This is a genomic window from Flavobacterium sp. SM2513 (genome assembly GCF_050908145.1).
Taxonomy (GTDB): domain Bacteria; phylum Bacteroidota; class Bacteroidia; order Flavobacteriales; family Flavobacteriaceae; genus Flavobacterium.
The window spans coordinates 1,036,683-1,057,425 of record NZ_CP194228.1; the positions used below are offsets into that span (position 1 = coordinate 1,036,683).

Below are 20,743 nucleotides of genomic sequence, written 5' to 3' on the forward strand. Positions count from 1 at the left end.
ATGTTTAAAAAAATATTAATTGCCAATAGAGGTGAGATTGCTCTTCGTATCATCAGAACATGTCGCGAAATGGGTATCAAAACTGTTGCAGTTTACTCTACGGCAGATGCAGAAAGTTTGCATGTTAGATTTGCCGATGAAGCAGTTTGTATCGGACCTCCACCAAGTAATTTATCTTACTTGAAAATGTCTAGCATTATTGCAGCTGCAGAAATAACCAACGCAGATGCCATTCACCCGGGTTACGGATTTTTATCAGAAAACGCTAAATTTTCTAAAATCTGTCAAGAACACGGAATCAAATTCATTGGAGCTTCTCCTGAAATGATTGACCGTATGGGTGATAAAGCTTCCGCTAAAGCAACTATGATTGAAGCAGGAGTGCCTTGTGTACCTGGTTCAGAAGGAATTTTGGTTGATTACGAAGACGCTGTAAAAGTGGCTAAAGAAGTAGGATATCCTGTTATGATGAAAGCGACCGCTGGTGGTGGTGGAAAAGGAATGCGTGCTGTTTGGAAAGAAGAAGATTTATTCAAAGCATGGGAAAGTGCTCGTCAAGAAGCGGCTGCCGCTTTTGGAAATGACGGAATGTACATGGAGAAACTGATTGAGGAACCACGTCATATCGAAATTCAAGTAATTGGAGATTCATATGGTAAAGCGTGTCACCTTTCTGAAAGAGACTGTTCCGTTCAACGTCGTCACCAAAAGTTAACAGAAGAAACACCTTCTCCTTTTATGACGGATGAATTACGTCAAAAAATGGGAGATGCTGCCGTTAAAGCGGCTGAATATATCAAGTATGAAGGTGCGGGAACAGTTGAATTTCTAGTGGACAAACATAGAAATTTCTATTTCATGGAAATGAACACCCGTATTCAGGTGGAACACCCTATTACAGAGCAAGTTATTGACTATGATTTAATTCGTGAACAAATTTTAGTAGCGGCTGGAATTCCAATTTCTGGTAAAAACTATTTTCCACAACTACATGCTATTGAATGTCGTATTAATGCCGAAGATCCTTACAACGATTTTCGTCCGTCTCCAGGAAAAATTACAAATTTACACACACCCGGAGGTCACGGTGTTCGTTTAGATACACATGTTTATTCTGGATATTCAATACCACCTAACTACGATTCTATGATTGCAAAGTTGATTACAACTGCTCAAACGAGACAGGAAGCAATCAATAAAATGAAACGTGCATTAGATGAATTTGTTATTGAAGGAATTCATACTACAATCCCATTTCACCGTCAGTTGATGGACGAACCGGCTTATGTAGAAGGAAATTATACGACAGCCTTTATGGATACTTTTAAAATGAAAGAGAAGAAAGACTAAATAGATAATTACTTTTAAAAAAAATGCCTTGCAATTATGTAAGGCATTTTTTTTGTTTTAAAACTGTGTACAAATTATACAAATTTTGAGATAATGAATCACTGTTACACACAGTAGTAAGTTTATATATAGCTGACAAGTAATGAATTAGCATTTGTAACACCCCTGGTACGGTAATTTCTTATGTGTTGGTAATAAAATACTAATTAAAATTCTATAATCATGAAAAAATTAATTCTATCAGCAGCAATCGTATTGGGAAGTTTAACTTCTTTTGCAAACAAAACTATCCCAACTACCACAGAAATAGTTAAAATTGTTCAAGAAGAATATACTGAAATAACGGCTGACCAACTTCCAGAAGCAGTACAGACCGCATTAAAAACATCGTATCCTGACGCAATCATTGACAAAGCTTATGTCAACGAGAAAAAAGAATATAAAATAGAAATTTCATTGGGAGACCAGAAAGCTGCTATTTTTGCAGATGCAAATGGCAACTGGATTAAGAAATAAAGTAGGGTAACTTATATTTTGTTTTTGTAAGAAAGAGGCTTGTTTATTCAAACCTCTTTTTTTTGCATATTTTTATGATGATTCATTTTTTTTAAACTTTATATTAGCACGAAAGATTCTACCCATGCTCAAAATTTTAGTAATTGAAGATGATGTCGCGTTTTGTAAGTTAGTCGAAAAGTTTTTGACTAAAAATGGCTATGAAGTTTCCACGTCTTTTTCAGCGGCTGAAGCCAAAACTAAAATAGCTACTACTAAATTTGATTTAATTTTAACCGATTTACGACTGCCTGATTCTGATGGAATGACGTTGCTTTCAGAATTCACAAAAGACATTCCTTCAATTCCAGTTGTTTTAATGACGGGGTACAGTGACATAAACACGGCTGTAAAAGCGATTAAAAATGGCGCTGCCGATTATATTTCAAAACCATTTAATCCGGATGAGGTATTGATTGTGGTGGCGAATGCTCTCAAAGCAAATGAAGTTGTTTCAGAACCAAAACAAGCTCGTGCTAAAAAGGCAACTAATGTCATAAAAGAATCCAATTCGGAATTTGTTTTAGGTATTTCACCAGCTTCATTAAAGTTAGCAGAGTACATTAAATTAGTAAGCCCGACTGATATTTCGGTTTTAATTATTGGCGAAAGTGGTACCGGAAAAGAAGTTATTGCGCAAAAAATTCATCAAAATAGTCAAAGAAATAGAGAAGTATTTATAGCTGTTGATTGTGGAACGACTCCTAAAGATTTGGCGGCAAGCGAATTTTTCGGACATATTAAAGGTTCGTTTACCGGAGCATTAAATGATAAAGTGGGTTACTTTGAAGCGGCAAATGGAGGAACGATTTTTCTTGATGAAATTGGAAATTTATCGTACGAAAACCAAGTACAATTGTTAAGAGCACTTCAAGAACGAAAAATCAAACCTGTTGGAAGCACAAAGGAAATTGCAGTAGATATAAGGATTATTACCGCGACTAATGAAGATTTGCGTGAAGCGGTTAAAATCGGTGATTTCAGGGAGGACTTATACCATAGAATTAACGAATTCTCTATTACTTCCCCATCTTTAAAAGACCGAAAAGAAGATTTGTTGATTTTCGCCGAATTCTTTTTGGAGAAAGCCAATCAACAATTAAATCGTGAAATAATCGGTTTTTCAGATGAAGTAATTCAAATCTTTCAAAATTATTCCTGGGCTGGTAATTTAAGAGAAATGCAAAACGTAGTTAAGCGTTCGACTTTGCTAACGACGGCTGCTTTTATCGAGAGAGCTGTTTTACCTTCAGAACTTTTTTTAGTACACCCTGAAAAGGACGAAGTTGTTTTTTCGCTTTCTCAAAATGAGAAAGAAGCGATTATTCAAGCTTTGGAACAAACACAAAACAATAAGTCAGAAGCTGCAAAATTACTAAAAATCAACAGGAAAACTTTGTACAATAAACTAAAGCTCTACAATTTAGAGTATTGAATCTTGTTTAAATAATTCAAAAAGATTATTTATTTTTTGGTTCAACTTTGTGTTAATCGTTTCAATTTCATCTAACCCTAGTGTATCATTACTTAATTTATTCAACAATGAAGCGATTTCACTTGCTTCTAATTGTTGGAACATGGGATACATGCGATGCGAAATTTCCTTAATGTCCCGTAAATTTTTCTCATTAATTCCCCGCCGAAGAACCATTAAACTTTCATGCGTATTCTTTACAAATGAATTCAGAATCTCCTGTACCGCTAACGCATCGTCTGGTAAAAAAGCTTTTAATTTTACCAATGAATAAGCGGCTTGAGAAGGATTGTTTTCACTATAACTAAAAGTATTTTCACTATTTTCGACAAATAATTGGTCCAATTGTTCAACTAATTTTAACGGCGAGTACGGTTTTTGAAGCACGGATGAAAAACCAGCTTTTTTATAAATTTCTAAATCTAAATCAGCTCGACCAGTTACTGCTAAAATGGGCTGCTGTTTAAAACTTTTCATTTTTTGAAGTTGTTCAATAAAACCAAATCCATCTAAAACCGGCATCTGGATATCGGTAATGATGCAATCAAAGTCAATTGAAGGAATTGCCTTTAAAGTTTCGGTTGCAGAACTAAAAGGATAAATAATATGATTCTTCTGCTTCAATACTTCTGTTGTTAAAGCCAATAAATTTGGGTCATCATCAACAAGAATAATTTGATAAGTTTGATTTGGCTGAACTATTTTTACAATTGATTCGGATTCAAATTCAGAAGAACCCCAAATTAATGGAAGCTGAATTGTAAATGTACTTCCACGGCCATAACTGCTTTTTAATGAAATAGTTCCATTCAAAGCTTCCGCCATCTTTTTAGCAATGGTTAGTCCCAAACCAGTTCCGCCAAATACTTTTTCAATTCCATCATTTGCCTGTGTAAATTCTTCGAAAACCAAATCTCGACTGCTTTCTTTAATTCCTATTCCAGTATCGGAAACACTAATTATAATATACTTTTCAATGATTTTTGCGTCAATTGCAATCGTGCCTTTTTCAGTAAATTTATAAGCATTTCCAATCAAATTACTCAATATTTGACGCAAACGAAAAGGGTCTGAAACAATGTTTTTATGAAATGCAGAATCAATTTCTAATTGAAGGCTAATATCTTTTTGAACATAAACTGCTTGAATGCTTTTCGCTACTTCTTCGATGCTATTTTGCAATGAAAAAGGGATATTTTCAACCACTATTTTTCCAGCTTCAATCCTTGTAAAATCTAGCAAATCTTGCACTAGTTTCGAAATGTATTCGGAAGAACCTTTAATGTTTTTATTATAGTGTTTTTGTTTAACCGTCAAGTCAGAATTCCCTAAAAGTTCCGAATAACCAACGATTGTGCTTAATGGTGTTTTTAAATCATGACTTACAGTTGAAATCAGTTGTTCACGGTCTTTCAATAGTTTACGTGTTTTCAAATTAGCAATTTCCAATTGCTTTTTATACGATTGAGTTTTAGAGAAATCATTTAATATCAAAATAGAGAAAAACACCGTCAAAATGAAACCAACAATTGCAGCGTAAGTCACTACTTTATTAGTTTTTTGCAAAGAAATTTCCTTCTGAATATTCGTTTCAGTGGTACTTTGAATGATTTCTCGTTCAATAATATTCAATATTTTTCGAAGTTGTTCGGAAATTGAAACTTCGTTTTGCTGTAATTTCTGCTCTTGAATTTCTAGTGATTTATTCTTGATGGCGTTGGTACGGACTACATCGCTTAGTGTTGTTTTTGAAACAACTAGCATCGAATCAAGTGATTTTTGCGAAAGCGTGTTGGTACTGTCATTGGGAATATTTTGATTTAAAACCGTTACCATTTTTTGCAAAACGCTTCTTTGGTATTCTTCTAAATTATTAGGATTTTTAACTAAATCATTAAGGCGGAGTTTTCGTAAAGAACCTTCCATTTGTGTGATTTTGTCAATTGCCTTTTGAACAGAAGCTTCGTTATTAGCTTGTTCCTTTACTTTTTTCAAATCTTTTATAGTAATCACTTTTCTATTTAAAAGCAATTTAACACTGTCAAGCAAGGTGATTTGTTTTGGATTTTGAATGTAAATTTTGAAAGCATCGATTTCAGACTTTAGAGAATCGGTATGAAATATATAGTTGTTTAAATCCAGCTCGGCATTCGATTGTAAGCTCATTCGGGCGTAACCTTCGTTTTTGTAAATATTGGATAGCAAATTACTTACTTTTAAAACTTTATCGTTTTCGGTTGAAATGTTCGCACCCGCTTTTGAAAATACAATATTCTCCGTGTATAAAATCCAGCCAACCGTTACTACCAATGCAATTAATGCAAGATAACTGATGAGGACTTTTACAGGAATATAACTTTTTTTATCGGCCATTTCGTAAAGATAAAAAGTATTAAAAAGTTTATTTAGTATAATTTGTTAAAATGACTGCATAAAAAAATCCCGATGTATAATCGAGATTCAATAAGAAACTTATGTCGTTTAGATGTTCATTTTTTTAGCAAGTTCACTCGGAACAGCCGCTTTATGAACCATAATCGCTGTCGATTTTAATTTGATGTATTCTTTCGTCATGAATAAATACCCTTTGTAATCGTTTGTTACTCCCCAAGAATTTTTCACAATGTAATATTCCTTTCCATTTTGGTCTTTCGCAAGTCCAACAATATGCATTCCGTGGTCGTCCGTTGTGTTGTAATTATCAAATCCTTTCTGACGCATTTCATCTGTAATTGAAGGTTCTTTTTTTGGTCCGTTAAACAAATCTGCTTTTTCTTCAGGAGTCATGTCGTCAAACTTTTTATCACTTACAAACGCTACTCCGTTTTTCCAACTGAATGTTTTTTCACTCACGTCTCCAGCCCAAGCTACTGTATATCCTTTTTTCAAAGCGTTATCAACAATTGAAGTCAAATCGTTTGCTTTCACATTATAAACTTGCTCAAACGACCAATTATCAGGAACTAAAAGTGTTCCTCTGGTGTAAAATGGAGTAGTGTCAAAAGAAGAAATCTGAATGTAATCGTCTGGATTAATTCCGATTACATCTTTTGCAAAAGTTTGTGGCGTATACTTTTTTCCATTATAATCAAATGATTGTGGCACTTGACCTAAATACGAATCGATAACTGCGGCATAAGCCGCTTCCCAATTTGGCGTCAATTCCCCATTAGGGTTTTTTACCACCGCTTGCAAAATACTTTCGGTAATCTGACCCATTTCAGCAAATTTATTTTTTTGAGTTCCATAGTTCAATCCCGTATAAACCGATTGGGGAACGGCACCGTATTTTTTGTACATATTAATCACGTCGTACAAACCACCACCATCGCCTAATGTGACAGCACCGTGCATTCTCACGTACATTTTTCCTTTTTCGATATACGTGTTCCTTGCCGAAAATATCTGCGAAATTTCAACAGGTTGTTTTCCCATTCGTGCCATTTCAGATTCTAAAAAAGAGTTTGCCGAATAACTCCAGCATGTTCCTGATGAACCTTGATTTTTAACCGAAGTATTTTCAAGATTAATCATTTCTGTAAACTGAAAAGACGCTTTACTGTTGTCGCTAGCGTTTACTTTTAAAGCATTTACTAAATTATCTTGTGCAAATCCGCTAATGGTTCCAGCAAAAAAGGTTGCGGCTAAAATATACGGACGAATTGAAAATGTATACATTTTATTTATATTGTCTAGTTATTGAATAAGTGCTTTTTTTGCGGAATTTGTTACAGTTGAAAATTATTTAACGCTTCATTTTTTTTATTTCATTGTCAAAATCCGAAATTATTTTTTGTGTTTTATTAAAGTTTTCATATTCATTAATAGCCTTTTTCTCGGCGGTAATTCGCGAGATTGTACCTTTGGTTTCTAAAACTTTATATTCATTAAAGCTCAGAAATTTATTTACACTGTCAGCTAGTCCTTTCATCGTAAAAGTATTCTCACGTTCAATCAAACCTTCAATGTAATCGAAATATCCGGTTACTGTTCGTTCCAACTGCTTTATTTCAGTTTCCTGCAAATAATTCTTGGCGACGATAACATCTTGTTTTAAAATCCTTCCTTCGGGCGAATGCTTCCAAGTCGTTAACCCCATATTTTCTTCGGAACTATCTGCTTTTGAGTGAATGATTTCGGCAGCAGTTTTTCCGGTTATGGCAAAATGAAATTTGTTTTGCACAAAAGCATAAAAGTTTTTAGTTTCCTCGGATTTACGGTTGTACATTCAGCAAAAATGTCTGTAATTTGTTGGTAAACTCTTCGTTCACTTGCACGAATTGAGCGAACTCTTTGCAGTAATTCTTTAAAATAATCTTTTCCAAAAACAGTTTGATTTTCTTTCAAACGTTCGTCATCCAATACAAATCCTTTTATAATAAATTCTTTTAAAGTTTGGGTTGCCCAAATTCTAAATTGTGTGGCTTTCGCCGAATTTACTCTGTACCCTACAGAAATAATGACGTCTAGATTGTAATATTCTAGATTTCGAGCGACTTCTCTCGTTCCTTCTATTTGAACCGTTCGGAAATCCCGAACAGTTGCCTCTTTCTCTAATTCTTTACTTTCGTAAATGTTGGTAAGATGTTCACTAATAGTAGATTTTGACACCTTAAACAAACTCGCCATCGCTTTCTGTGTAAGCCAAAAAGTTTCGTTTTGCACAAAAACATCTACCCTAACTTGATGATTAGGTAAACTATAAATTAAAAAATTTTTAGCTTCGTTTTGCATCTTCAACTAATTATTACAACGTCTCTTTCAACCATTTGAAAAATTCTCTTTGCCAAACAATTGCATTTTGTGGTTTCAAAACCCAATGATTTTCTTCTGGAAAGTAAACTAATTTACTTTTAATTCCACGAAGTTGAGCAGCTTGAAATGCTTCTAAACTTTGACCAATTGGCACACGGAAATCTTTTCCACCTTGAATGATTAAGATAGGCGTGTTCCATTTGTCTACATAATTGATTGGATTAAATTCGTTGTATGCCTTTTGAGCAATTGCGTTGTCTTTTTCCCAATAAGCACCACCAAAATCCCAACGGTTAAAGAATACTTCTTCGGTAGTTCCAAACATACTTTGTGTATTGAAAACACCATCGTGAGCGATAAATGTTTTGAAACGATTATCATGATTCCCCGCTAAATAAAACACAGAATAACCGCCATAACTCGCTCCAACAGCTCCCAAACGGTCTTTGTCCACATATTTTTCTTTTGCAACATCGTCAATCGCACTTAAATAATCGTCCATCACTTGTCCGCCCCAATCTTTACTAATTTGCTCGTTCCATTCCACACCGTGACCGGGCATTCCGCGACGGTTTGGAGCTACAACAATATAACCTTGAGCCGCCATTACTTGGAAATTCCAACGGAAAGAATAAAACTGCGACAATGCAGATTGTGGTCCACCTTGACAATATAGTAATGTTGGATATTTTTTAGTAGCGTCAAAATTTGGAGGTAAAATTACCCAAACCAACATTTTTTTTCCATCAGTTGTAGTAACATATCTTCGCTCGGTTTTGCTTAGAGAAATTGAAGCATACGTTGCGTCGTTTACTTTTGTCAATTGATTCCATGATTTTTTCTTCAAATCATACGAGAAAAGTTCCGTAGCGTGATTCATATCGGTACGCGAAATAATTGCAGAATTTTTTACAATTCCAACCAATCCTGTCACGTCAAAATCGCCTTTTGTAACTTGTTGAACCGTAATGGCTATTCGTGTCATTCCCGGAAAATTGACTTCAAACAATTGTTTGGTTCCATCAACAGCAGCGGTGAAATATACTTTTTTACCATCAGCACTCCATGAAAAACTATCTACCGTTCCGTCCCAATTCGCAGTCAAGTTCATTTTCATTCCTTTAAAAGAAACAATAATGTCGTTTTTATCGGCTTCATAACCGTCGCGTTTCATTTGCAACCAAGTCAATTCTCCGTTTGGCGAAAATTGTGGAGCCGTATCATATCCTAAATTTTCTGCCGTTAAATTTGTAGTTTTTTTGGTAGCCAAATCATATTCGTACAAGTCCGTATTCGTAGAAACCGCATATGCTGTCCCCACTTTTTTCTTGGAAACGTAAACGATTTTACTTCCATCAGGCGACCAAATGTAATCTTCATCACCTCCAAAAGGTTTTTGTGGACTGTCAAAAGGTTCGGTTGGCATAATGTCGATTCCAACTTTTGCCGAAGCATTTTCTTTATAAAAAACGTGGTTGTGTTTGCCTTCGTTCCAAGTATCCCAATGCCTGTAATCCAAAGCATCGTAAATTTGAACATCCGACTTTTCTAATTCAGGATAAAAATCTTTTCCTAAAACTTTCGAGATTTTCACTTCTTCACTGTACAACACTTTTCCGTCTTTCGAAACATTTTTGTCATTCAATAGAGTTGAATAATCCGTAATTTCAGTTGCATTACCACCGTTTACAGGTATTAAATAGACTTTACTGTTCGATTTGTTTTCATCAACCGAAACTTGAGTGACTTTATAAACAATGTTTTTTTGGTCTTTAGTAATTCCCAAAGCCGAAACTCTACCTAATTTAAACAATAATTCTGGCGTCATCACTTCTTGCGAAAAAGCATTTATACTCATCATTAGCACTAATAATGGAACGATTTTTTTATACATAATACGTGTGTTGCGTTCAATTTCTTGAACATTTTTAGCAATCCCAAAAATACTAATAATATTATAGATTTGCCTAGTCAAAAGACGTGCTTCCCGTGAAATAGAAGAAGTTTAACGCTAAATTATAACTTCCGCTTTTCTTTAGAATTTAATTTGGGCGTGACCCTGATGAAAAATCAGGGTCGGGCTGTTCGTTCCCGCTTTTTTTTGTTTGGCAATGAAAAATTGCCAAACAAAAAAAGAGCTCCTCTTCCATCCCTCACGCGAAAAATAGCTTCCTTACGTAGAAAAATGCAGTTATTAATCACCCCTTTTTTATCAAGATTGAATGAGAATCGCGATTTAAATTCAAAATGACTACTTTTAAACACTGTAATATAATCTCGCAAAGGCGCCAAGACGCAAAAAAAACAGCTCGAGCTTTGCGTCTCTGCGAGACAAAAACTCTTAATAGAAAGTAAATAGAGATTATTGTTTAGTAATAACTTTGAAACAAATCACACAAATGAATTTAAGTTACTGGGAATATAAAAGTTGGTTTCAAAACATTGACTTCACCATTGTAGGAAGTGGAATTGTAGGTTTACATACCGCCTTAAACTTGCGAACGCGTTTCTCCGAAAGTAAAATTCTAATCATTGAAAAAGGAAGTTTGCCCGAAGGAGCAAGTACTAAAAATGCCGGTTTTGCATGTTTTGGAAGTTTGTCTGAAATTGTGGACGACTTAAAAACACAATCTCCAGAAAAAGTTTTTAAATTGATTTCGAAACGTTGGGAAGGTTTGCAATTGTTGCGAAACAGAATTGGTGATGAAGCGATGGATTTCCAGCAAAATGGCGGTTACGAACTTTTTACAGAAAACGATAAAGACACTTTTGAAGAATGTTTAGAGAAAATAGATTTTGTCAATGAATTGCTTTTTCCCTTGTTTAAAAGTCCGGTTTTCAAATTGCAGAAAGATACTTTTGGCTTTGAAAAGATTCACCAACAAATCATTTTCAATCCTTTTGAAGCGCAAATTGACACGGGGAAAATGATGCAGAAGTTATTGAAATTAGCCTATTCAGAAGGAATTTTAATTTTGAATAACCAATCGGTGACGGGATATCAAGAAAATGAAACTGATGTAAAAGTAACGTTGAATGATTTCTCTTTTTCGACCAAGAAATTACTTTTTGCTACCAATGGTTTTTCAAAAGAACTGTTTTCAGAAGATGTTCAACCGGCGAGAGCTCAAGTATTGATTACGAAACCAATTCCCGATTTAGAAATTAAAGGTACTTTCCATCTAGACAAAGGCTACTATTATTTCAGAAATATCGACAACCGGATTTTATTTGGCGGAGGCCGAAACTTGGATATCAAAGGAGAAACTACGACTGATTTTGGCAACACAAATTTAATTCAAAATGAGTTGGAGCGCTTGTTAAAAGAAGTAATTTTGCCGAACCACCAATTCGAGATTGAACATCGCTGGAGTGGCATTATGGGAATGGGTCAGACCAAAAATCCTATTGTAAAACAATTGTCTAATCACGTGTATTGTGGTGTTCGGTTGGGAGGAATGGGAATTGCGATAGGCAGTTTAGTAGGAAAAGAATTAGCAGATTTTGTTTAAAAAATAGAATATTTTATGTTTAAAAAATTATTTCGTTTCATCTGGAAAGCAATGCTTTGGTTTTTTGGATTGTCTATTTTATCGGTGGTGATTTTTAAATTTGTACCGGTACCGTTTACGCCATTGATGATTACACGAGCCATTGACCAGAAGTTGGACGGACAAGAAATGACTACAAGTCACGATTGGGTTCCGCTAGAGCATATTTCTACAAACATGCAAAAAGCAGTTATCGCTAGTGAAGACGGGAATTTCTTAACGCATAGTGGTTTCGACTTTGATGCGATAAAGAAAGCGATGAAGAATAATGAAAAGGGAAAAACAATTAAGGGAGGAAGCACCATTTCGCAACAAACGGCTAAAAATGTTTTTCTTTGGCAAGGCAGAAGTTATCTAAGGAAAGGTCTTGAGGCTTATTTTACGGTTTTAATTGAATTCATTTGGGGTAAGGAACGCATCATGGAAGTCTATCTCAATAGCATCGAAATGGGAACTGGCGTTTACGGAGTGGAAGCGGCTTCAAAACATTGGTACGGAAAATCCGCAGCTGATTTATCTAAAAGAGAAGCGGCTGGAATTGCTGCAATATTGCCGAATCCACGGAAATTTAAGGCGAGTAATTCTTCGAGTTATATTGAACGAAGAAAGGGTAGAATTGTGAAACATATGGGTTATGTGGGGAAATTAGACTATTGATGTATGATTAAAAAGTGTGTAGTATTATTGTTTTTAATAATGAGTTTACCTGCTGTTGCACAAAAACATGTGGCTGAAATTGGATTGATTTTAGACAATGATTTATACACTTCTACCTACAATGATAAATATTATACCAACGGTTTCGAACTCTATTACCGCTTTTTAAACACTCCTAAAAGCGAAATTATAGTAAAGAAAATCACTGAGTTTAGAATTGGTCAATACATCTACAATCCGCAGACTATAAGAGCGGACCGTATTGATTATAACGACCGACCTTTTGCCGGAGTACTTTTTGCGGAAGCGGGAGTTCATCAGTTTTTTGTAAATGAAAGTGTCCTTAAATTGAATGCACAAGTGGGGTTTATGGGTCCGAATGCTTTTGGTCAAGAAACACAGGAGTTTTTTCACAACACCTTTGGTTACAAAAAAGTGTCGGGGTGGCAATATCAGATGCACAATGCTTTATTGGTTCAGGCAGAAGTTTTTTATGCGAAGAAATTGTTTACGCTAAACAACAAGAACACCTTGGATATTTTGGCGCAAGCCGAGGTAAAAGTGGGCACAATTTTGAATGAAATAACAGCGGGTCCTGTCTTGCGAATTGGTTTCAAGAACTTACTTCCTGTTTCTGATTCTAACTTATATGATGCAGCACTTCGGTACGACCAAAACTACAAGGACACTTCCGAATTTTACTTTTTCATCAGTCCAAAGGTGAATTATCAGGTGTATGATGCTACTATTGAGGGGAGTTTGTTTGATGACAAGAGTCCGGTGACGTTTCCTTTGGTGCCGCTTCGGTTTCAGGGAGAAGCGGGTTTTAAGTACCGCAAGAACCGCTGGAATTTAAGTTATACCTTTAATTATACTACTCAAGAGGTGGATAATATTGTGAATGTAGGGTATTATTATGGGTCGATTGGTATTGGGTATTTCCTCACCACGGCATTCTCCAAATGAGAGGGAGTTAGGCAATGATAGTTGTGGTTTTCCGCTTGGTGAAAACTATTTTCCTTGTATCTGAGTTGCGTTTCCGCATAGTAGCAATTATCTTCCGTGTGCCAGAATTAAGTTTCCGTAGGGGCTAAATGAGCTTCCGCATATCTAACTGAATATTCCGTGTGTCAGAATTAAGTTTCCGTAGGGATGAAATGAGCTTCCGCGTATCTAACTGAATATTCCGTGTGCCAGAATTAAGTTTCCGTAAGGGTGAAATGAGTTTTCCTCACCCCAACCCTCTCCAAAGGAGAGGGAGCTTGGACTACGTAAGAATGTCATTGGTTTGTTTTGTAACCAACCAATTTATTTGTGCTTTTGGTGTACTAAATTCCTTGGAGGGCGACACATTTGAGCTAAATTTTGACAAAGAACTTTTTAATTGATTGTGCAAAGAAACGGCGGTTTACTAAATTTTGCACAATCGTTTTACGTTCGTTTTTTATACCCAATTATTTGGAATAATTGGGTATAAAAAAAACTTCTTGAAGGAAGTTTTTTTTTGTGTTTATGATTCTGGATTTGGTTTCGGCATTGTGTTGTTGAGGTTGTTTTTCACTTTGGAAAAGCTAAATTGTTCTTGGATTGCCGGTTGTTCTTTAAAGAACTTTGCCGAAATTTTTGCAATTGAGATTACTTTATCGTAGATGTTGTTTAGCGCTATAATTCCATCGTCTGTGAGTTCTTTTCTGGTTCCTTTTTTACCTTCTTGGATGATGTTAGTGTCTTTGAGTTGATCGGCATGGCTGATTACTTTATCAAGGAGGTCTTGGGCTGTTCCTTTGGCTGTAATGGTGTCTTGTAATTGCGGTGTTAGATTGGTTTTGAATTGATAGAGTAAACTGATTAAAGCTTCTTGGTCTTTGTTTTTGGTTTTGGAATGGAAGGCGGTAAAGCCTAGTGTGTTTAGGATTTCGGTTTTTTGGATGGGTTCATTTTTAAAATCTTCTTCGATTTGTACTTTAACTTCGGCAAGGTCTTTTAGGGCTGCACTTTGATTGGCAAGTACTGCTTGTGTTGCGTTTCTTAACCCTTTAGCATTGTCTTGACCGAGGTGGTCTTGAATAGCTTTGTCAATTTCGTTTCTAAAGTCTTCGAAGAAGGGGTCTTTCCAGGTGGAACGTTTGGATTGCAGAAAATCTTTTTTTGCAATTGCTGAATCTATTATTGTGGCTGCGGAAAGGAGCAATTCGACGTCTTTGCATTTGTAGTTTCTTACTGGTTTCATGGTTTTTTCGGTTTAAAGGTTGGTGTTGGGATTTTACGGTTTTAGCGCACTATCCATTCGATCAGTTTGGTTTCGAGGGCGGAGATAATTGCTGTTAACGTAGTGATTAGGTACAGGATTATATTGAACATAACTTTTTATTTTTTGTTATGGTGTAAAATTAGGGGGTTTGTAAATAGTGGTATTACGGCAAAGCCGTAAAAAATGTTAAAACAGGAAATTATAGGTATAAAAAAACGACAACTTTTGAAGGTTGCCGCTTTGTCGTTTTTTTTAATGCGAAAAATAAGCGATAGTGTATTGTTAAATAAGCAACTGTAATTTATTTAGAAGGCTTTCTTTAATAATTTAATTACTTACATGGGTGCCGTAAAGGAGGTTTTGGTTTTTTCTTAATGTAAAATAACAGATTGGAATTATTATTACTCCAATCAAAATTAAGAAAATCATAGAATCACGGAACGCTATTATTGGCGATTCATTATCAGTAGACACAACTTCGAAGAGTTCTGTTTTTAGCATTCCATAGTAATTGATGAGTGCATGTAGTGCACCAACGAATAAAATGTTCTTAAATGTTAATAATAATGTCTGAAAAACAAATCCAATCATTATTGCAAATACTATTTGGGTAAACACACTTAATACATCATAACTCGGATTGAATAGATTTGTTAAATGAAGAAAGCCAAATATAATTGAAGAAATAGCCACATAACTAAAGATGTTTTTACTTGAGCTATATTTAAAATGGTAACAAATTCTTGCAAACACGAATACTCTACTAAAAAATTCTTCAAAAAACCCCACACTAAGGCATTGAGCAAAATAGGAATAATGTTTAAAATCCGTTATTATGCGGTCCTCTATTAAGATGCGATTAGAAACTTTATATATAGAAATTGCTATCAATCCTATGCTTAATGAAGTAAAGAAAAGGTTGTTTTTAAACAAGTATTTCCATTGTACAAGTTCATCTGTGAACAGTAACCATAATGTAAATACAAGCATTAATACTCGAAGTAAGGCTAATCCCAAGAGCTGAAATTCTTCTGCAAGTACTTCGGAAATTAAGCGTTTACCCAAAATATTTACGAGCATAAAAGCAACAATTATAATTAGCGTAATTGAAAGCGATTTTTTCATATACATTTATTTTTTATTACCATTACATTTCAGCATCACAATGGTAATATTCGATTTCCCTATAATTTGATGGTGTAAAAATAATAATATTAGAACGATTTAGATTGTAGCTTAACCGTAATAGCAGGAATTTACAGGCATAAAAAAACGACAACTTTTAAGGGTTGTCGTTTTTCGCAATTAACAAAAAACTATTTTTTTCTAATCAAATTCATTTAGACCGTATAATATTTCCTTCATTTTTGTACCGTTAACTTCCACTGGTTTGTAGGCGATGTTGAATTTGTCAATGGCAACGTCGATGTCGCTTTTTAATTTTTTGTATTCCAAAGGAAGCTTGCTTTCGCATTGTTTTTCGTTTTCATAGCTGTTAAGAATGATTTTAAATTTTTCATAAAACTTACCACCTTGGTCAATGAAATTATTGTACTGAATGATAAACTGAAGTAATCGGTCAATGGGAAATTCGAGATTGACTTGCATTTTATATTGAGCTGTACCTGTTGTGGTTTTTAACTTTGTAAGGTATTCTTCCATCTTTAGAGTTACATTTTCCCAGTCGTCATTAGAGCGGCAGTTTTCTAGCGTTGAAGTATAACCAATAGGTTTGGTATAATCCTTAAATAAGGTTTCGATGTCTTCTTTCATTTTTGCATTGCTTTTTTGTAAAAAAGCGGTTTCGAAATAAATGGTATTTAGGTCGTTTTGCATGCGTAAGGTAAAATCTAAAATACAGGCTACATTTCCCAATTCTTTTTCTTTTTCATCTTTGGACATAGAGGAGGTAGTCATTGAAGTAAACGTCTGCACTAGCGAGACAATGGTATTGGTGCCTAAAACGGAAGTTAAATCAAAAGCTGTTTTCTTGTCTTTTTTAGCCGAAACCAACTCTTTTAATTTCTCGTATTCTGGATATTGATTGGGGTTAGACATTTTGTTGATTTCATTAAGTGTTCTCACGGAGGCAAAATGATGGTCTAAACTCAGCACTTTTTCATAGAGAATCTTTATAATTTGCAGGCCTTTTAAATATCGTATTTTTGATATTTCGCTTGTTACTTCTGTTTGTAGCACTGTAATTTCTCTTTTAATTAAATCTTTTTCGACTAATAAATCTACTTTTTGTTCGGTACTTACAGCGATGGCTAGTGCGGCATCAATTTTGTTTATTTGAACGGTTTTATCGTCTAGGATTTTTTCGTATTTTTTATTAATTGCTTTTATTTCAGAAATAAGTGCTTCCATAATCACGTTAGGATTGGTTTCTGCCGTGGGAGAAAACGCCATTGTTTTAGCAAACAAGAGAAGATAAATGCTTAAGGTTAGGAACGTTTTCATGGTATATTAGTTTAAGAAATGATTAAGTACAATTATCTGTGAAATGAAAGCGTGAAGGTTACTTTTACTTTGTCTTTTTCGACGGTTACAGGGTACGTGCCTTTTTTTAAAAGTCCGTAGGCTAAGTCGAGGTCGAGGTAGATGAGGGTGTCCAGGTCAAAGATGAAATCGTTTTCTTGTATAAACATGATTTCATCTGTGGGTTTTAGGTCTCTGTATTCTTTGCCAAAAAAGATGATTTGTTCTTCAATGGAAAGTTTGTTTGGTTCGATTTCGAAACTCATTTTGTTGAAATCTAATTTTGTTGAAGTGTATATATTCACGTTGATATTTTTGAATTGTTTTGATTCAAATTTATATAGGATTTTATTTTTAGAGTAAAAAATTTCATTCCAAACTTTTAACTCATATAAGTTGTTTTTAAGGAGCTTCAAGTTCTATTTCAAATGTTGCGGTATCGCGTTCAAATTTGACTGGATAGTCTTTTTCTACTATTGTATTAGCATCAGGATCAAAGCGCAATTTTCGTAATAAATCGCTATCTATTTTAATATTAGAACCTATGTCAACTGGAAAAACTTTTGTTAGTTGTAATTCATTCCATTCTTTAGTTGTAAATCCTAATTTTTCAAGAGTAATTTTTAGTTTATTATCAGTTGTCTTGGAAATCAATGTGTTCGTTTTTTCATGACTTTCTTTAATAGGTTGATCTCGATCAGGGTTACACATCCCAGTGCCCCCAAAGCAACTTCTATTGTGACCATCTAAATCAACATAAATTTCCGTTATACTATTTTGAGCTGAACCAGTTGTTGTAATGAGTAAAAGTGACATATAAATGATGATTCGTAACATGATTTTGTTATTTAGGATTATGATGTAAAATTACCATATGATTGGATTAGTGAATTACGGTTTTGCCGTAAATAATGTTAAATCGGGAATTAGAAGGCATAAAAAAAACGACAACTTTAGGGGTTGTCGTTTTTAGGGTATATTTTAGAAAGCATAAAATTAATAGAATTTATTTTCTACTAGTTTAAAACAGTGAAGTTCAAGAAAGAAGTCTACGGGAATATATTCTAATGTATTTCTTTTTAAAAGGCTACTATAAAAACTGTTAAGTTTTTTTTTTGGTGGTTCATACTTTATAGTTAAATTCAGTTGAGTTAAAACTAGAAAAACAAATTCAGAACAGTATAAATTAGAATTGGAATTGGTTAATTTGAATTCCTTATCAAAAGTTATATTCTCTCTTTCAAAAGATTTTAATATTTCAATAAGTCTAATTTTATTGCTTTTAGTTATTTTATATTTCCAAATAGATGAATAATAAATATCATCTAGCCTAACGAAAGAATTATAATCCTCTTTAATTAGAGAAGATTGATTTTCATTTTTTTTAATATTATCAATATTATAAATCACATATTTTTTATTTTCAACAAATCCGATTCCAACATGAGTAGATAGAGTATCATTAATATTAAAATCTTCTGCAATAAATCCCCTTTTGCTCATCGTGGATCTTGTAAAGATGTAAATACAATCTTCATCAATAATTTGTTTTTCTTGACTGAAACTACTTATACTAATAAAAATTATTACAATTAAAAGTAAAAGTTTTTTCATTAGAATCGATAGCTTACAAATCCATTAGCTTGTAAAATTCCACCTGGTGCTTCGTAAGCATAAGTACTTACAAGTTTAATTCCTAATCCCCATTTACTTTTAGGATAAAAATTGATATTTGTTCCGATATCCAGACCTGTAAAGTTGTTTTTGTCTAAAGGAAGCTTATTTTCTATGGACATATAGCTGAAGCCGAACAATAAACTAAACTCGATGTGTTCAGATGAACCGATTTTCTGTTCAGCATGTAGGGAGATTTTTAAAAATTGATAATCAATTTTGGTTGGTCGGTTTTCTAATTTGCCGCCTAGACCAGATAATTTCAGAGCAGTTTGTTCAGAAAAGTGATAATTGATGCCGAGTTCAATATTTCCTCCACGGTCTTTGCCGATATTTAAATTTCCTACAGAAGTTTCAGCTGAAATTTTTGATTGTGCTATCCCTAAGAAAGGCAATGCAAATAGAGCGAGCGTAAGGATTGTTTTTTTCATTTTTTTAATAGTTTAAAAGTGTTTTAGATATTTAAAAACAAGCCCGTTTTGAGGGATCGTTTGAATTTAATAAGATGGCTGTGCAGAATCAATTTGAAATTACTTTGCGAAAAAGTAAATATCAATCGATACAGTAAAAATTGAAATAAGTACTCCTACTAGAACCTTTACAATTTTAGAAATTTACATAATTTTTTATTTTAGAATGTGACTATTCATAAGGTAATACAACCAAGAACCTTTATTGATGTAAAAATATTGCTTTATGTAAATGCTGTATTACGGCAAAGCCGTAAAAAATGTTAAAAACAGGGATTTGTATGTATAAAAAAACGACAACTTTTAAAGGTTGCCGTTTTAAGTATTATAAATTCAATTTAATGTGATGTCATTAAGATAAATTCAGGAAATTAGTTTTTTAAAATTTCAATTCTTAATGTATTCCAGTCATTTGTTTCATTAAGAAGATTTTGCATTTCACAGATATTCTGCGGGGTTACTTTCTGGTCATATACAGCGATGATTTGGTCGTTGATATTATATTTGGTCTCACTTTTTAGCTTCGTGATGATTTTTAATTGGTTGTTAACTATCATACATAAGTAGTTATATTCTGGAATAATATTTTGTTCTTTCAGTGGGACATTATTTCTTTTGAAGAATACTTTTTTGTTTTTATAATCAATAATCCAATTGAAATATTTAATAAAATCCAATCCCATATTGTTGTATTTTCCCATCTTACTTGAAACAAAACAAATTGGAGCACTCATCTTTAATTCTGCAAGGAACATTTCATTTTCGTTGGAATATTTGCTATTGCTATCCAAGTTGCCGGAAGCTACAACTCCCTCCGAACCCAAAAATTCTGTATAATTAATAGGTTTTATTTTACTGTCACTTCCAATAATAAGGGGATAGGCACTATTTCCAGTGTCAAATAAAAAAGGTTCTTCATTTCCGTTTATATTTAAATAAACAGCAAAATGTCTGTTGAAAAATGTTGCTTTAACTTCACGGAAACCTACTTCGTCAGGTTGCGTTTTGCTGTTGTATAGGGTTAAACTATCAAAATCAAAAAGATAAATTTTAGACTCGCTTTTTTTAAAGAATGAACTGCCTATTACTCCTTTCCAGACATACGTATCTGTACAGTAGTTTTTCATGCCTGAAAGGACTGAAACTAACTGGTTGTTGAAGGTGTACATTTCAGTGTCAATAGTAGAAGGAACAAAAAAGCTGGAAATTTTGCCATTAGGGTCTTTAGTATCTAAAAAACTAATTCTTTCCTTTTTTGAAAAGTTGTTAATTAGCGTTGTGTCAAAAACAACGGTATTACTGGCTCCCGTATCAAATAAAAAACGTTCGTCTGTGCCATCAATTTTTACTTTGACGGTTAAAGACAAATCCATTTCTAATTTCATTTGGTCAGATTTTGAAACAAAGTTCTCGTCACTCGTTAATCGCATTAATTTGCAACTACAAAAGGAAAAACACAATAGGATACACAATATTCGCATAGGGGGTTTGGATTAAGTTATTTTTTTGACGAGATTAAAAAAGT

At 33.9% G+C, this 20,743-nt stretch carries 17 protein-coding genes and 1 pseudogene; 6 read left to right on the forward strand and 12 right to left on the reverse strand.

Features of this window, described 5'->3' with window-relative positions:
- The 3 genes from accC (at nucleotide 1) to ACQ5J2_RS04165 (ending at nucleotide 3,340) form a co-directional block, all read left to right on the forward strand.
- The gene (gene accC, locus ACQ5J2_RS04155; protein ID WP_432672475.1) at nucleotides 1–1,350 is read left to right on the forward strand and encodes an acetyl-CoA carboxylase biotin carboxylase subunit; all 1,350 of its coding nucleotides are present in this window, start codon (nucleotides 1–3) and stop codon (nucleotides 1,348–1,350) included.
- 222 nt (nucleotides 1,351–1,572) lie between these two features.
- A complete protein-coding gene (locus tag ACQ5J2_RS04160; protein WP_432672476.1) occupies nucleotides 1,573–1,866 on the forward strand; it encodes a PepSY-like domain-containing protein in 294 nt (97 codons plus the stop codon).
- Between the two features lie 124 nt (nucleotides 1,867–1,990).
- Complete coding sequence (locus ACQ5J2_RS04165; protein WP_432672477.1) at nucleotides 1,991–3,340, forward strand: sigma-54-dependent transcriptional regulator; 1,350 nt, start codon at nucleotides 1,991–1,993, stop codon at nucleotides 3,338–3,340.
- On the opposite strand, the gene ACQ5J2_RS04170 is transcribed toward ACQ5J2_RS04165, so the two are convergent.
- The 4 genes and pseudogenes from ACQ5J2_RS04170 to ACQ5J2_RS04185 form a co-directional block, all read right to left on the reverse strand.
- Entirely contained in the window at nucleotides 3,329–5,752 is a 2,424-nt protein-coding gene (locus ACQ5J2_RS04170) for an ATP-binding protein (protein ID WP_432672478.1), read from the reverse strand. The genes ACQ5J2_RS04165 and ACQ5J2_RS04170 overlap by 12 nt on opposite strands.
- A gap of 108 nt (nucleotides 5,753–5,860) precedes the next feature.
- Nucleotides 5,861–7,057 (reverse strand): aminopeptidase C, encoded by a 1,197-nt coding sequence (locus tag ACQ5J2_RS04175; RefSeq protein WP_432672479.1) that lies wholly within the window; start codon nucleotides 7,055–7,057, stop codon nucleotides 5,861–5,863.
- A 67-nt stretch (nucleotides 7,058–7,124) separates the two neighbouring features.
- Nucleotides 7,125–8,113: pseudogene (locus tag ACQ5J2_RS04180) on the reverse strand (virulence RhuM family protein).
- Nucleotides 8,114–8,126: 13 nt separating this feature from the next.
- Nucleotides 8,127–10,028, reverse strand: a complete 1,902-nt coding sequence (locus tag ACQ5J2_RS04185; RefSeq protein WP_432672480.1) for a S9 family peptidase — start codon at nucleotides 10,026–10,028, stop codon at nucleotides 8,127–8,129.
- A 505-nt stretch (nucleotides 10,029–10,533) separates the two neighbouring features.
- On the opposite strand from ACQ5J2_RS04185, the gene ACQ5J2_RS04190 reads away from it, so the two are divergent.
- Genes ACQ5J2_RS04190 through ACQ5J2_RS04200 form a run of 3 tightly spaced genes read left to right on the forward strand, consistent with a single transcriptional unit; the run spans nucleotide 10,534 to nucleotide 13,308 of the window.
- Nucleotides 10,534–11,646, forward strand: a complete 1,113-nt coding sequence (locus ACQ5J2_RS04190) for an NAD(P)/FAD-dependent oxidoreductase (protein ID WP_432672481.1) — start codon at nucleotides 10,534–10,536, stop codon at nucleotides 11,644–11,646.
- Nucleotides 11,647–11,661: 15 nt separating this feature from the next.
- Nucleotides 11,662–12,342 carry a monofunctional biosynthetic peptidoglycan transglycosylase gene (gene mtgA, locus ACQ5J2_RS04195; RefSeq protein WP_432672482.1) on the forward strand — a complete coding sequence of 227 codons (681 nt, stop codon included), beginning with the start codon at nucleotides 11,662–11,664 and terminating at the stop codon, nucleotides 12,340–12,342.
- Between the two features lie 3 nt (nucleotides 12,343–12,345).
- On the forward strand, nucleotides 12,346–13,308 hold the full coding sequence (locus ACQ5J2_RS04200) for a lipid A deacylase LpxR family protein (protein WP_432672483.1): 963 nt from the start codon (nucleotides 12,346–12,348) through the stop codon (nucleotides 13,306–13,308).
- A 544-nt stretch (nucleotides 13,309–13,852) separates the two neighbouring features.
- On the opposite strand, the gene ACQ5J2_RS04205 is transcribed toward ACQ5J2_RS04200, so the two are convergent.
- The 8 genes from ACQ5J2_RS04205 to ACQ5J2_RS04240 form a co-directional block, all read right to left on the reverse strand.
- Nucleotides 13,853–14,572 carry a hypothetical protein gene (locus tag ACQ5J2_RS04205; RefSeq protein WP_432672484.1) on the reverse strand — a complete coding sequence of 240 codons (720 nt, stop codon included), beginning with the start codon at nucleotides 14,570–14,572 and terminating at the stop codon, nucleotides 13,853–13,855.
- A 348-nt stretch (nucleotides 14,573–14,920) separates the two neighbouring features.
- The gene (locus ACQ5J2_RS04210) at nucleotides 14,921–15,718 is read right to left on the reverse strand and encodes a CPBP family intramembrane glutamic endopeptidase (RefSeq protein WP_432672485.1); all 798 of its coding nucleotides are present in this window, start codon (nucleotides 15,716–15,718) and stop codon (nucleotides 14,921–14,923) included.
- A gap of 201 nt (nucleotides 15,719–15,919) precedes the next feature.
- Nucleotides 15,920–17,056, reverse strand: coding sequence for a hypothetical protein (locus ACQ5J2_RS04215; protein ID WP_432672486.1), 1,137 nt, complete (start codon nucleotides 17,054–17,056; stop codon nucleotides 15,920–15,922).
- A gap of 32 nt (nucleotides 17,057–17,088) precedes the next feature.
- Entirely contained in the window at nucleotides 17,089–17,340 is a 252-nt protein-coding gene (locus ACQ5J2_RS04220; RefSeq protein WP_432672487.1) for a hypothetical protein, read from the reverse strand.
- Between the two features lie 136 nt (nucleotides 17,341–17,476).
- Complete coding sequence (locus ACQ5J2_RS04225; protein WP_432672488.1) at nucleotides 17,477–17,911, reverse strand: hypothetical protein; 435 nt, start codon at nucleotides 17,909–17,911, stop codon at nucleotides 17,477–17,479.
- 159 nt (nucleotides 17,912–18,070) lie between these two features.
- Nucleotides 18,071–18,688 (reverse strand): hypothetical protein, encoded by a 618-nt coding sequence (locus ACQ5J2_RS04230; RefSeq protein ID WP_432672489.1) that lies wholly within the window; start codon nucleotides 18,686–18,688, stop codon nucleotides 18,071–18,073.
- Entirely contained in the window at nucleotides 18,688–19,179 is a 492-nt protein-coding gene (locus ACQ5J2_RS04235; protein WP_432672490.1) for a hypothetical protein, read from the reverse strand. The genes ACQ5J2_RS04230 and ACQ5J2_RS04235 overlap by 1 nt, the downstream gene beginning before the upstream one ends.
- A gap of 410 nt (nucleotides 19,180–19,589) precedes the next feature.
- On the reverse strand, nucleotides 19,590–20,603 hold the full coding sequence (locus ACQ5J2_RS04240) for a hypothetical protein (protein WP_432672491.1): 1,014 nt from the start codon (nucleotides 20,601–20,603) through the stop codon (nucleotides 19,590–19,592).
- Nucleotides 20,604–20,743 lie beyond the last annotated feature (140 nt).

Coding starts and splice junctions, on each gene's coding strand:
- accC (WP_432672475.1), top strand. CDS start 1: ATGTTTAAAAAAATATTAATTGCCAATAGAGGTGAGATTGCTCTTCGT.
- ACQ5J2_RS04160 (WP_432672476.1), top strand. CDS start 1,573: ATGAAAAAATTAATTCTATCAGCAGCAATCGTATTGGGAAGTTTAACT.
- ACQ5J2_RS04165 (WP_432672477.1), top strand. CDS start 1,991: ATGCTCAAAATTTTAGTAATTGAAGATGATGTCGCGTTTTGTAAGTTA.
- ACQ5J2_RS04170 (WP_432672478.1), bottom strand. CDS start 5,752: ATGGCCGATAAAAAAAGTTATATTCCTGTAAAAGTCCTCATCAGTTAT.
- ACQ5J2_RS04175 (WP_432672479.1), bottom strand. CDS start 7,057: ATGTATACATTTTCAATTCGTCCGTATATTTTAGCCGCAACCTTTTTT.
- ACQ5J2_RS04185 (WP_432672480.1), bottom strand. CDS start 10,028: ATGTATAAAAAAATCGTTCCATTATTAGTGCTAATGATGAGTATAAAT.
- ACQ5J2_RS04190 (WP_432672481.1), top strand. CDS start 10,534: ATGAATTTAAGTTACTGGGAATATAAAAGTTGGTTTCAAAACATTGAC.
- mtgA (WP_432672482.1), top strand. CDS start 11,662: ATGTTTAAAAAATTATTTCGTTTCATCTGGAAAGCAATGCTTTGGTTT.
- ACQ5J2_RS04200 (WP_432672483.1), top strand. CDS start 12,346: ATGATTAAAAAGTGTGTAGTATTATTGTTTTTAATAATGAGTTTACCT.
- ACQ5J2_RS04205 (WP_432672484.1), bottom strand. CDS start 14,572: ATGAAACCAGTAAGAAACTACAAATGCAAAGACGTCGAATTGCTCCTT.
- ACQ5J2_RS04210 (WP_432672485.1), bottom strand. CDS start 15,718: ATGAAAAAATCGCTTTCAATTACGCTAATTATAATTGTTGCTTTTATG.
- ACQ5J2_RS04215 (WP_432672486.1), bottom strand. CDS start 17,056: ATGAAAACGTTCCTAACCTTAAGCATTTATCTTCTCTTGTTTGCTAAA.
- ACQ5J2_RS04220 (WP_432672487.1), bottom strand. CDS start 17,340: ATGAGTTTCGAAATCGAACCAAACAAACTTTCCATTGAAGAACAAATC.
- ACQ5J2_RS04225 (WP_432672488.1), bottom strand. CDS start 17,911: ATGTTACGAATCATCATTTATATGTCACTTTTACTCATTACAACAACT.
- ACQ5J2_RS04230 (WP_432672489.1), bottom strand. CDS start 18,688: ATGAAAAAACTTTTACTTTTAATTGTAATAATTTTTATTAGTATAAGT.
- ACQ5J2_RS04235 (WP_432672490.1), bottom strand. CDS start 19,179: ATGAAAAAAACAATCCTTACGCTCGCTCTATTTGCATTGCCTTTCTTA.
- ACQ5J2_RS04240 (WP_432672491.1), bottom strand. CDS start 20,603: ATGAAATTAGAAATGGATTTGTCTTTAACCGTCAAAGTAAAAATTGAT.